Genomic DNA, 12,892 nt, shown 5'->3' on the forward strand with positions numbered 1-12,892 from the left:
ATGAGGTATTGCACTGCACAAAGGTCACAAAACGCCAAGCGTCCAGTCAATTTTCAGTGAAAACCGCCGATACGGATTCACGCGCCGCTCACATGCGCGCGTCTGCTCCGCTTCCATAGGCGTTTCCATGAAAAAATTCAGCCATCTGTCGGTCGGCACCAAGCTGTCGGCCTTGCTCACCATCGCGGTCAGCGCCGCGCTGGTGCTGCTGGCCACCCTCATCTACCGCCAGTCCGCCGCCAGCCACGCCGCCCAGGTGCAGAAGGAAATCGAGTCGGCCACCACGCTGATGACCCAGTCGGTGGCGATGTACGACCGGGTGCTGAGCGAAGAGACCGATCGGATGGGACAGATGTTCGCCAGCATGCTGCCCGCCGGCGAGCCGCAACTGGACACGGCCAAGACCGTGCAGATCGGCGACGCACAGACGCCGACGCTGCGCCTCGGCCAGCACGTGCTGAACCTCGATTTCGCCTCGGTGGACCACTTCGCCACGGCCAGCGGCGGCGTGGCGACCGTGTTCGCGCGCCAGGGCGACGACCTGGTCCGGATCGCGACCTCGCTGCACGACCAGTCCGGCGCGCGCGTGGTCGGCACCGTGCTGGACCATGCGCATCCGGCCTATGCGCTGCTGCTGCAGGACAAGGCCTACACTGGGCCGGCGCATCTGTTCGGCAACGACTACATGACCCATTACCAGCCGCTGCGCAACGCGCAGGGCGAACTGGTCGGCGCGCTGTTCGTCGGCCGCAACTACACCCAGGGCCTGGCCGCGCTGCAGGAGCGCCTGCGCAGCACGCGCATCGGCGAAGACGGCCACTTCATCGCGGTCGACATGCACCCGGCACGGCGCGGGCGCCTGCTCACGCACCCGGTGTCGAAGGCCGACAGCGTCGAGGCGCTGGTGGTGGACGCGGACAAGCCCTTGCTGCAGGCGCTGCTCGAGGGCAAGCAAGCCAGCGCGACACTGCACCTGCGGCGCGACGCCGGCGCCGACGCGCCGGCCGAGCCGTTCCTGGTCACCGCGCAGGCCTACGCGCCATGGAAATGGGTCTTGCTCGGCGCACAGCCGCGCAGCGCCATCGAAGCGCCGCTGCACGCCTTGATGCGCAGCATCCTGGTGTTCTCCGCGCTGATGCTGGCCGGCTGCGCGGCGCTGGTGTTCGTGCTGGCGCGGCGCATGGTGTCGCGCCCGCTGGCGGTGGTCGAGCAGGTAGTCGGCGACGTCGCCGCCGGGCGCCTGGAAGGGCATATCGATGTCGGCGACGGCCACGACGACGTGAGCCGGCTGCTGCACGGCATGCGCCGCATGCGCGACGACCTGCGCGAACGGCTGCGTACCGAACGCGTGGTGGCCGCGGAGAACCTGCGCGTGCGCACCGCGCTGGACGATGTCAGCACCAACGTGATGATCGCCGACGCCGATCGCCGCATCGTCTACGTCAACCGCCCGCTGCTGCGGATGCTCGGCGACGTGCAGGACGACCTGCGCCGCGACCTGCCGCAGTTCGACGTGCAGACATTGATCGGCAACACCATCGACGTGTTCCATCGCCACCCCGAGCACCAGGCGCGCCTGCTGGCCGAGCTGAAGGGCACCTACCGCGCGCAGATCCGCGTCGGCGGCCACACCATGCGCCTGATCGTCAATCCGGTGATCGACGGCGACGGCAACCGCCTCGGCTTCGTCGTCGAATGGGCCGACCGTACCGACGAAGTGGCGGTGGAAGAGGAAATCGCCGGGATCGTGCGCAGCGCAGCCGCCGGCGAACTCGGCGGCCGCGTGCGCCTGGACAACAAGCAGGGTTTCCTGTTGCTGCTGGCCGAACGGATCAATGCCTTGCTGGAGGCCAGCGGCTCCGGCCTGGCGCATATCCAGCACATGCTGCAGGCGCTGTCCGAAGGCGACCTGTCCACCCGCATCGACGCCGATCTGCAAGGCGTCTACGGCGGCATGAAGGACCACGCCAACACCACCGCCGAACAGCTGGCGACCATCGTGCGCCAGATCCAGGGCGCCTCGGATGCGATCAATACCGCCGCGGGCGAGATCGCCGCCGGCAACGACGACCTGTCGCGCCGCACCGAGCAGCAGGCCGCCAGCCTGGAAGAGACCGCCGCCTCGCTGGAGGAGCTGACCTCCACCGTGAAGCAGAACGCCGAGCACGCACGCCAGGCCAACCAGCTCGCGGTCGGCGCCGCGGCCGTGGCCACCCAGGGTGGCGAGGTGGTCGGCCAGGTGGTGGCCACGATGAGCGGGATCGAGACCTCGTCGAAGAAGATCGCCGACATCATCAGCGTCATCGACGGCATCGCCTTCCAGACCAACATCCTGGCGCTCAACGCCGCGGTGGAAGCCGCGCGTGCCGGCGAACAGGGCCGCGGCTTCGCCGTGGTCGCCAGCGAGGTGCGCACCCTCGCGCAGCGCTCGGCCAATGCCGCCAAGGAGATCAAGGGCCTGATCGACGACTCGGTCGGCCGCGTCGCCGCAGGCTCGGCGCTGGTCGACCAGGCCGGCCGCACCATGCAGGAGATCGTGTCCTCGGTGCAGCGCGTCACCGACATCATGGGCGAGATCTCCTCGGCCTCGCAGGAGCAGTACGCCGGCATCGAGCAGGTCAACCAGACCGTCACCCAGATGGACGAGGCCACCCAGCAGAACGCCGCCCTGGTCGAGGAGGCCAGCGCCAGCGCGCGTTCGATGGAAAGCCAGGCCGGCGAGCTGGCGCGTGCGGTCGCCTCGTTCACCCTGGACCAACGCCCGTCGGCCGCGGCCGGGAGCAACGTCGCCACCTTGCATCCAGGCTACAAAAAAGCCAAACACGGCCGATAGGATCGTGGGACGGGCGGAATACGCCGCCCCGCCCCATCCACCATCCTATTGTCCACACATGGCCGAAGGCATTCCCAGCGACTCCCACGAACCGTCCGCGCACGAGGCGACGGAACAGGACGACCGCTTCCTGCTGACCAATCCGCGCCAGATCCGGCAGCTGCTGCAGTCGCTGATCAACCAACGCTCGCAGGTCAGCGCGCATCTGGGCGGCCGCGACCAGTCGTTCTCGACCGCGCTGCTGGAACTGGACGAGGACAGCCTGCTGCTGGACCTGAGCGTCAACGAGGCCTGCAACCGCTCCGCCGAGCAGGCCGACTACCTGTTGTGTTTCGCACAGTTGGACAAGGTGCGCCTGCGCTTCCGCATCGCCGGCCTGGAACGGGTCGAGAACGACGGCGTTCCCGGCTTCCGCGCGCCGCTGCCCGATTCGCTGTACTACCTGCAGCGCCGCGAGCATTTCCGGCTGGAGACGCCGATCACGGAATCGCCGATGTGCGTGCTGCGCCTGGACGATGCCAGCCCACCCACCGAACTGGTGCTGCGGGTCATCGACATCAGCGCCGGCGGCGTGGCGGTGGCGCTGGTGCCCGGCCAGGCGATACCGGAGAACCGGCAGAGCTACCCGGGCTGCGTGCTGCAGCTGCCCGACGCCGATGCCATCAGGCTGACCCTGCAGGTCTGCAACATGTATCCGCACAAGCTGGCCAACGGCCAGGACACGCTGCGCGTGGGGCTGCGCTTCGCCGACCTGCCGCGCGGCGCCGACGCGGCGATCCAGCGCTACATCTTCCGCATCGAGCGCCAGCGCAGCGCGCGCAAGAGCGGGGTGCTGTCCTAGCCGACGACCAGCTGAATGCGGCCCGGCATGGCTGCCGGATCGCTAAAGTTCCGCAACCGCACGCCGATCTAGTGCAAGAGCCGCATTTCCCGTTTCCCGCCATCCCTCCGCAATCCCGTGCGCACCAGGAGCACACGATGAACGACAAGAACACCTCTGCCTCCGGCGCCACCGGCGGCGAATTCCTCAGCTTCACCCTCGGCGAAGAGCATTACGGCGTCGATATCCTGAAGGTGCAGGAAATCCGTGGCTACGACTCGGTCACCCGGGTCCCGGACGCCCCGGAGTACATCAAGGGCGTGATCAACCTGCGCGGCACCATCGTGCCGGTGATCGACCTGCGTCTGAAGCTGCGCCTGAAGGAAGCGCGCTACGACGCCTTCACCGTGATGATCGTGCTCAACGTCGAGGACCGCGTGGTCGGCATCGTGGTGGACAGCGTCTCCGACGTGATCCCGCTGAACGAGGACCAGATCCGGCCGACGCCCGAGTTCGGCGCCGCGGTGGACACCCGCTTCATCTCCGGCATCGGCACCCAGGACGACAAGATGCTGATCCTGCTGGACATCGAGACCCTGCTCGACAGCGCCGACCTGAGCCAGCACGCGCACGTCGACGAAGCCGCCTGAGCCGCTCGCGCCGCGGCCGCGCCGCGGTTGCGCACGCAATTCCCGACCCGCCGTTCATTGGCGGGTTTTTTCTTTCGGAAATGCGAACTGCTTATCACTTGCGCCGGTCAAGTTCGTCGTTACCACGCCGATAGCTGATAGGTGGCCCGATCCAGCACCTGGGCCGACCCATTCGCCCACCCCTAAAGGAGTTCCCCCCAATGAAGCCGAGCTTTCCCCTGTTGCTGGTCCTGCTGCTTGCCGCCAGCCCGAGCGCCTTCGCCCAGTCGCAGCAGATGATCCCGCCGGAGATGGCGGCCCGCTTCGTCGGCAAGGACGGCATGGTCTGCGGCAAGGTCGAGAAGGCCAAGTACGCGCAGAACTCCGAAGGCGAGCCGACCTTCCTGTACATGGGCGGCATGTTCCCGCGCCACACCTTCTCCGCGCGCATCGCCGGCGCCGACCGCGGCAAGTTCGGCTTCGCGCCGGAAACCCTGGAAGGCAAGGACGTGTGCGTGATCGGCAAGATCGAACGCGACAGCTCGCGCGCCGAGATCCAGGTCAGCGCGCCGTCCAGCCTGAAGCTGGCCACGATCAAGTAAGACGAAGCGCCGCCGCGCCGGAGCCCTCGCGCTTCCGGCATGGCGGCGCTTTTGTTTTTTTTGGTGCTTCGCCGCCGTCGTCGAACCAAGGGGAAATGCGTCCATGCAGTGGATAAAGAATCTGAAATTGATGCCGAAGCTGATGCTGGCGTTCGGTCTCGTGCTCGCCATCATGTTGATCCAGGGGCTGGCGGCCTACAACGGCCTGCACTCGCTCAACGGCGTGGCCGACGGGGTTTCCAAACAGGTGGTGCCCAGCGTGCGCACCGGCGGCGAGATGCGCGGCATCCTCGGCGAATACCGCAATGCGGCCTACCAGAGCCTGATCCGCAGCAGCGATGCATTGAAGAAGGAGTCGGAGGCGCGCAAGGTCGCGCTGGCCAAACAGCTGGAAGAGATCCTGGCCAAGTACCCGCCGATGATCGGCAGCGAAAAGGAACGCGAGATCTACAAACGCACCGTCGCCGACTGGAAAAAAGCCAGCGACTCCTACAAATCGGTCGACGAGATGCTGCAGCTGGAACTGCACGACGACGCGATCGACACCTTTACCAGCGAAACCCGCACCCTGCACAACAAGGTCGTGGCCGACGTGGTCGACCTGATCGCCGAGAACAACCGCCAGGCCAAGGTCGCCGCGGAAAACGCCAACAGCACCTACGGCAAGGCCTCGGCCACCCTGTTGGTCTGCCTGCTGATCGGCATCGCCGGCGCCGTGAGCCTGGCCTGGCTGTTCGGGCGCATGCTGGCCAACAACGTGCGCGGCGCGGTCAAGATCGCCAACGATGTCGCCGCCGGCAAGCTCGACGGACACATCGACGCCAGCGGCAAGGACGAGATCGGCGAACTGATGCAGGCGCTCAAGCGCATGCAGCAGGACCTGCGCGAGCGCACCGAGCGCGACGCGGCGGTGGCGGCCGAGAACCTGCGCATCCGCACCGCGCTGGACAACTCCTCCACCGGCATGTACATCGCCGACCTGGACTACACCATCGTCTACGCGAACCCGTCGATGCAGGGCATCGTCGACAAGTACGCCGACCATATCCGCAGCGTCGCCCCCGCGTTCGACTCGAGCATGCCGCTGGTCGGTTCCTCGCTGTCGGTGCTGGAGTACGGCAACCAGATCGACAGCCGCACCGTGGCGGCGATCGAGAAACAGGGCGTCGCCGAGCGCGAGATGGCCTACGGCCACGCCCGTATCGCCCAGATCGTCTCCAGCATCCGCGACGCGCACGGCAGCCATGTCGGCTTCGTCTGCGAATCGCGCGACCGCACCGTCGAGGCCCAGGTCGAAGAGGAAGTGGCCAAGATCGTGCAGGCCGCCGCTGCCGGCGACCTGTCCGGACGCGTGGTCACCGACGGCAAGCAGGGCTTCTTCCTGCAGCTGGCGCAGCAGCTCAACGGCCTGCTGCAGGCCAACGGCGACAGCATCGGCGAAGTCTCCAAGCTGCTGACCGCGCTGTCGCAGGGCGACCTGACCGCGCGCATGCACGGCGAGTTCGACGGCGTGTTCGCGACCATGCGCGACGACGCCAATGCCACCGCCGAGCAGCTCGCCGGCATCGTCGGCCGCATCCAGACCGCGGCGTCGAGCATCAACGCCGCCGCCGGCGAGATCGCCGCCGGCAACGACGACCTGTCGCGGCGCACCGAGCAGCAGGCGGCGAACCTGGAAGAGACCGCCGCCTCGATGGAGGAACTGACCTCCACCGTACGCCAGAACGCCGAGCATGCACGCCAGGCCAACCAGCTCGCGGTCGGTGCGGCTGCAGTCGCCTCGCAAGGCGGCGAGGTGGTCGGCCAGGTGGTCACCACGATGAGCGGCATCGAGACCTCCTCGAAGAAGATCGCCGACATCATCTCGGTCATCGACGGCATCGCCTTCCAGACCAACATCCTGGCGCTCAACGCCGCGGTGGAAGCGGCGCGCGCCGGCGAACAGGGCCGCGGCTTCGCCGTGGTCGCCTCGGAAGTGCGGACGCTGGCCCAGCGCTCGGCCAACGCCGCCAAGGAGATCAAGGGCCTGATCGACGCCTCGGTCGGCCAGGTCGCCAACGGCTCGGCGCTGGTGCGCCAGGCCGGCCAGACCATGACCGAGATCGTGTCCTCGGTGCAGCGCGTCACCGACATCATGAGCGAGATCGCGGCGGCGTCGCAGGAGCAGTCGGCCGGCATCGAGCAGGTCAACCAGACCGTGACCCAGATGGACGAGACCACCCAGCAGAACGCCGCGCTGGTGGAAGAAGCCACCGCCGCCGCACGCTCGATGGAGGAGCAGGCCGGGCAGTTGACCGAGGCGGTCTCGATCTTCCGCGTCGAGCAATCGCTGGCCAACGCACCGGCGGCGAAGCAGGCGCAGGTGCACCCGATCCGGCCGGTGGCGAAGAAGCCGGTCGCGGTGGCGTCGAGCAAGCCGGCCCCGGCCGCCCGCGCCAAGAAGTCCGAACCGGCCCTGGCCGACTCGGACTGGCAGGAGTTCTGAGGCGGCGGCGCTCGCCACCTCCCGGCACTCCCCGATCCCCGGCCCTGCGCCGGGGATTTTTTTTGCCGCGAGCTGAGGCCGTGCAGCCCCGGCCTGCGCCAGGCATGTCTCAACTTTGTCACAACCGCGCCGCTATTTGCTTCAAGATCACTCGAAGGCGCACCTCCATGTCGTATCCGTCGCTCGTCGCACGCCTGTCGGATCTGCCGCTGCGTCGCAAGTTCGTCTGGCAGACCCTGCTGCTGGGCGGAGGGATCGTGCTGTTGGCGATCATCGCCGCACGGATGCAGTACGTGGATATCCGCAATACCCGCGAGCAGGCGCTGAAGAGCCAGATCGAACTGGCGCTCGGCGTGGTGCAGGCCTATGCGGCCAAGGCCGAGACCGGGCAGATGCCGCTGGCCGATGCGCAGCGCACCGCGCTGGCCACGCTCGAGTCGATGCGCGCCCGCGACGGCGTGGACTATTTCTACGTGCACGACATGCATCCGACCATGCTGATGCACCCGACCCGTCACGACCTGGTCGGCAAGGACATCGGCGGCGTGCTGAGCGCCGACGGCAAGCCGATCTTCCGCCAGTTCGCCGCCGCGGCCGCGGCCGGCGGCGGCTATGTGGACTATCTGTGGCCCAAGCCCGGCAGCGAGAAGCCGGTCGAGAAGGTGTCCTACAACGCCCCGTTCAAGCCCTGGAACTGGGTCATCGGCACCGGCGTGTACATGGACGACGTGCAGGCGCAGGCGCTGCTGTTCACCGGCGTGATGACCGTGGCCGGCGGCGTGCTGGTGCTGATCACCTTCGGCATCAACTGGCTGATCGGCAGTTCGGTGCTGGTGCCGGTGTCGCGCACGCTGCAGGCGATCCGCGCCGTCTCCCGCGGCGACCTCAGCGTGCGCATCGACAACCCCGGACGCGACGAGACCGGGCAGATGCTGCGCGCCACCGGCGAGATGATCCAGATGCTGGAACGCTTCTCGCGCGAGACCGCGCAAATGGCGCTGCTGCATGCGGACAAGGACATCTCCCACCGCATGCCGCAGGATTTTCCCGGCGTCTACGGCGACCTGGCCAGCGGCATCAACACGATGATGTTCGAGCACCTGGACGCGATCGTCGAAGCGGTCGAGATCCTCAACGAATACGCCAACGGCGACCTGCGCCGCGATGCGCGGCGCCTGCCCGGCAGCCGCGCGGTGCTGCACGAATCGATGGACGCGGCCAAGGCCAGCCTGCTGGCGATCAACACCGAGATCAAGCGCCTGGCCGCCGCGGCCGCGGCTGGCGATTTCAGCGCCCGCGGCGACGCGGCGCATTTCCAGCACGACTTCCGGCTGATGGTGCAGGATCTCAACGCGATGATGGAGGTCAGCGACCGCAACCTGGGCCAGCTGTCCACCCTGCTGCAGGCCATCGCCGCCGGCGATCTGGGCGCACGCATGCACGGCGAGTTCCATGGCGTGTTCGCCAGGATGCGCGACGACGCCAACGCCACCGCCGAGCAGCTGGCCGACATCGTCGGCCGCATCCAGAGCGCGGCGCTGAGCATCAATACCGCGACCACCGAGATCGCCGCCGGCAACGACGACCTGTCGCGCCGCACCGAACAGCAGGCCGCCAGCCTGGAAGAGACCGCCGCCTCGATGGAGGAGCTGACCTCCACGGTCAAGCAGAACGCCGAACATGCGCGCCAGGCCAACCAGTTGGCGGTCGGCGCCGCGTCGGTCGCCTCGCAGGGTGGCGAGGTGGTCGGCAAGGTGGTCACCACCATGAGCGGGATCGAGACCTCGTCGAAGAAGATCGCCGACATCATCTCGGTCATCGACGGCATCGCCTTCCAGACCAACATCCTGGCGCTCAACGCCGCGGTGGAAGCCGCGCGCGCCGGCGAGCAAGGCCGCGGCTTCGCCGTCGTCGCCAGCGAGGTACGCACCCTCGCCCAGCGCTCGGCCAACGCCGCCAAGGAGATCAAGGGCCTGATCGACGAGTCGGTCACCCGCGTCGCCGAAGGCTCGGCCCTGGTCGATCGCGCCGGCCAGACCATGAGCGAGATCGTGTCCTCGGTGCAGCGCGTCACCGACATCATGGGCGAGATCTCCGCCGCCTCGCAGGAACAGTACGCCGGCATCGAGCAGGTCAACCAGACCGTCACCCAGATGGACGAGGCCACCCAGCAGAACGCCGCCCTGGTCGAGGAGGCCAGCGCATCGGCGCGGGCGCTGGAAGAAGAAGCACGCAGGCTGAGCGAGGCCGCGGCGGTGTTCCGGCTCGACGGTGCGGGCGGTACCGCTGCGCCGGCGCCGGTTCGCGCCGCGGCGGTCGCGCCCTCGCGTGCGCCGTCGCGCCCGGCGGTCGCCAAGCCGGCGCCGCGCCAGGCGGCGGCCAAGCGCGCGGCAGCGACCGAGGCGGACTGGGCGGAGTTCTGAGCGCGTCGCGGCATTCGGCCGGATAAGCCGACTTGCACCACAGTTCATTCGGCCCCGGACGCAAGCGATCTCAAGCGGCACGCGTCACAGTCGATATTGGATTAACGATAGGTGAATGCAAGCAGTCACCGTGTCGCCATCGCCGCCGCTTCCGGAGCATGAGATGCCACGCCATACCGATCTGAAATCGTCCCTGGTCGTTTCGCTGCTGTGCATGCTCGGCTGCGCCGCGGCGATCGGGGTAGCGCAGCTGAGCACCCGCCCGCTCGACGAGTCGCGCGAGCACCTGCTGCAGTTGCAGACCCGGCAGGCGCCCTCGGCCATGGCCTTGCGCGAACTGCGCGCGCAGCTGGCGGAATTGCGCCTGTACCAGCTGTCGCTGATCGCCGCGACCGGCAATACCGCGGACGTGGCCGACTACGACCGGCGCATCGAGCAATCGCTGCGCGGCGCGCGCAAGCAGGTGGCGCTGTACGTCGCCACCGCGCCGAGCGACGAAGAACGCCGCCGCTTCGCCACCGTCCAGGCCGAGCTGGATGCCTATCTGCAGCTGCACCGGCAGATCGGCGCCGCGGTGCATGCCGGCGACCGCGATCGCGCCAGCCAGCTGTCCACGCAGCAGGCGCTGCCGCAGCGCCGGGCATTGTTTGCCCTTGAGGAACTGGGCCGCATCAACGCCCGCCACGCGCTGCTCGCCGACCCCGACGCCCCCGCCTACGCCACGCGCTAGCCCAGCCGCAACGCCATCGTCTTCGACCAATCTGCTGCACGGACACGTCAATGAACTTCTTCAAACAACTGAAAATCCGCGACAAGCTGATCTTCGCGTTCGCCCTGACCACGCTGCTGACCGTGATCCTGGGCGCGTTCACCTATTCGCGCACCACCATGTCGATGGCCGAGCTCAAGCGCATCGAGGTCGACTGGGTGCCGGCCACGCAGGCGCTGGCGGAAGTGCGCGCGCAGCTCGGCGAGTTCCGCACCTACGAACTGGCGCAGATCGCGCGCGCCAACGACCCGGAAGCGATGGCCGACTATTTCAAGCGCATGCAGAAGGTGCGCACGGAAGTGGCGAAGAACCAGGCCATCATCGAGAAGGTGATGCTGGGGAAACAGCAGGCGCAGATGTACGCCGGGGTCAAGGAAAAGCTGGATGCCTACCTGCACACCAACACCCTGATGGGCGATGCGCTGCGTGCCGGCGACGTCGCCACCGCGCAGACCATCTCCGACAAGCAGTCGCGGCCGCTGCGGCGCGAGCTGTTCGAGCGGATCGTGGCGCTGACCGAGTACAACGTCGCCCAGCTGAACCAGGAAATGGACACCATCAATGCGCAGCTGTCGCGCACCAAGCTGCTGATCCTGAGCCTGCTCGCGCTGACCATCGGCGCCGCATCCAGCGTCGGCTGGCTGATCTCGCGCGGCATCGCGCGGCAGCTCGACGCGGCACGGCAGCTGTCGCAGGCCATCGCCCGCGGCGACCTGGACAGCGCGGTGCGCAGCCGCTCCAGCGACGAGGTCGGCCAGCTGATGGGCGACATGCTGGACATGCGCGGCCGCATCCGCGAGGTGATCGACGCGCAGAACCAGATGGCGCAACGCCACGAACAGGGCACGATCAGCTACCGCATGGACGAGTCCGCCTTCCCCGGCGACTACGGGCACATGGTCAAGGCCACCAACGACCTGGTCGCCTCGCACGTAGCGGTGAAGTTGCGCCTGGTGCAGATCATCCAGCGCTATGCGATCGGCGACCTGTCCGACGACATGGAACGCCTGCCCGGCGAGAAGGCGGCGCTGACCGAGGCGATGGACACCGCCAAGGCCAACCTGAGCGCGATGAACGACCAGGTCAAGCAGCTGGCCGAAGCCGCCGCCGCCGGCGACTTCAGCGCCCGCGGCGACGCCGAGCGCTTCCAGTACGACTTCCGCACGATGGTGCAGAACCTCAACGCGATGATGGAAGTCAGCGACCACACCCTCGGCAAGCTGTCGCAGCTGCTGCAGGCCATCGCCGCCGGCGACCTGAGCGTGCGCATGCACGGCGACTTCCATGGCGTGTTCGCCAGGATGCGCGACGACGCCAACGCCACCGCCGAGCAGCTGGCCGACATCGTCGGCCGCATCCAGACCGCCGCGGCCAGCATCAACGTCGCCTCCTCGGAAATCGCCGCCGGCAACGACGACCTGTCGCGGCGCACCGAACAGCAGGCCGCCAGCCTCGAGGAAACCGCCGCGTCGATGGAAGAGCTGACGTCCACGGTCAAGCAGAACGCCGAGCACGCACGCCAGGCCAACCAGCTCGCGGTCGGTGCCGCCGCGGTCGCCTCGCAGGGCGGCGAGGTGGTCGGCCAGGTGGTGGCCACGATGAGCGGCATCGAGACCTCCTCGAAGAAGATCGCCGACATCATCAGCGTCATCGACGGCATCGCCTTCCAGACCAATATCCTGGCGCTCAACGCCGCGGTGGAAGCCGCGCGTGCCGGCGAACAGGGCCGCGGCTTCGCGGTGGTCGCTAGCGAGGTGCGCACCCTCGCCCAGCGCTCGGCCGGTGCGGCCAAGGAGATCAAGCATCTGATCGACGACTCGGTGAGCCGCGTCGCCGAGGGCTCGGCGCTGGTCGATCGTGCCGGCCAGACCATGCAGGAGATCGTGTCCTCGGTGCAGCGCGTGACCGACATCATGGGCGAGATCTCCGCCGCCTCGCAGGAGCAGTCGGCCGGCATCGAGCAGGTCAACCAGACCGTCACCCAGATGGACGAAGCCACCCAGCAGAACGCCGCGCTGGTGGAAGAAGCCACCGCCGCCGCGCGCACGATGCAGGCGCAGGCCGGCCAGCTCAACGCCACCATCGCCGAGTTCAAGCTGGACACGCACGGCGGCGCGGCGACGGCGCAGGCCGTGGCCGTCGCGGCGGCGGTGCCTGCGGTGCGGGCCAAGCCGCGGCCGGTGGCGTCCGCGCCGCGTCCGCCGGCGCGCATCCGCAGCGTGGCCGGCACGCCGCGTGCGAGCGCCGCCGAAGACCAGTGGCAGGAGTTCTGACCCCGGCGGCGGCGACAGCGGCGGCGGCCACGCCTCCTTCCGGCGTCAATTTCACCCG

General features: G+C 68.2%; 8 protein-coding genes. All 8 read left to right on the plus strand.

Features of this window, described 5'->3' with window-relative positions; translation table 11 throughout:
* Positions 1–127 precede the first annotated feature (127 nt).
* The 8 genes from AB3X10_RS12200 (at position 128) to AB3X10_RS12235 (ending at position 12,834) form a co-directional block, all read left to right on the plus strand.
* Positions 128–2,833: a Cache 3/Cache 2 fusion domain-containing protein gene (locus AB3X10_RS12200; protein ID WP_369975282.1), complete on the plus strand. Its 2,706-nt coding sequence runs from the start codon at positions 128–130 to the stop codon at positions 2,831–2,833.
* A gap of 58 nt (positions 2,834–2,891) precedes the next feature.
* Entirely contained in the window at positions 2,892–3,674 is a 783-nt protein-coding gene (locus tag AB3X10_RS12205) for a flagellar brake protein (protein WP_369975283.1), read from the plus strand.
* A gap of 137 nt (positions 3,675–3,811) precedes the next feature.
* The gene (locus AB3X10_RS12210) at positions 3,812–4,303 is read left to right on the plus strand and encodes a chemotaxis protein CheW (RefSeq protein WP_145700030.1); all 492 of its coding nucleotides are present in this window, start codon (positions 3,812–3,814) and stop codon (positions 4,301–4,303) included.
* A 200-nt stretch (positions 4,304–4,503) separates the two neighbouring features.
* Entirely contained in the window at positions 4,504–4,884 is a 381-nt protein-coding gene (locus tag AB3X10_RS12215) for a hypothetical protein (RefSeq protein WP_145700032.1), read from the plus strand.
* 103 nt (positions 4,885–4,987) lie between these two features.
* The gene (locus AB3X10_RS12220) at positions 4,988–7,369 is read left to right on the plus strand and encodes a methyl-accepting chemotaxis protein (protein ID WP_369975284.1); all 2,382 of its coding nucleotides are present in this window, start codon (positions 4,988–4,990) and stop codon (positions 7,367–7,369) included.
* A 167-nt stretch (positions 7,370–7,536) separates the two neighbouring features.
* A complete protein-coding gene (locus AB3X10_RS12225; RefSeq protein WP_369975286.1) occupies positions 7,537–9,792 on the plus strand; it encodes a methyl-accepting chemotaxis protein in 2,256 nt (751 codons plus the stop codon).
* Between the two features lie 163 nt (positions 9,793–9,955).
* Positions 9,956–10,522: an MCP four helix bundle domain-containing protein gene (locus AB3X10_RS12230; protein ID WP_369975287.1), complete on the plus strand. Its 567-nt coding sequence runs from the start codon at positions 9,956–9,958 to the stop codon at positions 10,520–10,522.
* Between the two features lie 50 nt (positions 10,523–10,572).
* Complete coding sequence (locus AB3X10_RS12235; protein ID WP_369975288.1) at positions 10,573–12,834, plus strand: methyl-accepting chemotaxis protein; 2,262 nt, start codon at positions 10,573–10,575, stop codon at positions 12,832–12,834.
* Positions 12,835–12,892: the final 58 nt, after the last annotated feature.

Source organism: Xanthomonas sp. DAR 80977, from assembly GCF_041240605.1.
Taxonomy (GTDB): domain Bacteria; phylum Pseudomonadota; class Gammaproteobacteria; order Xanthomonadales; family Xanthomonadaceae; genus Xanthomonas_A; species Xanthomonas_A bundabergensis.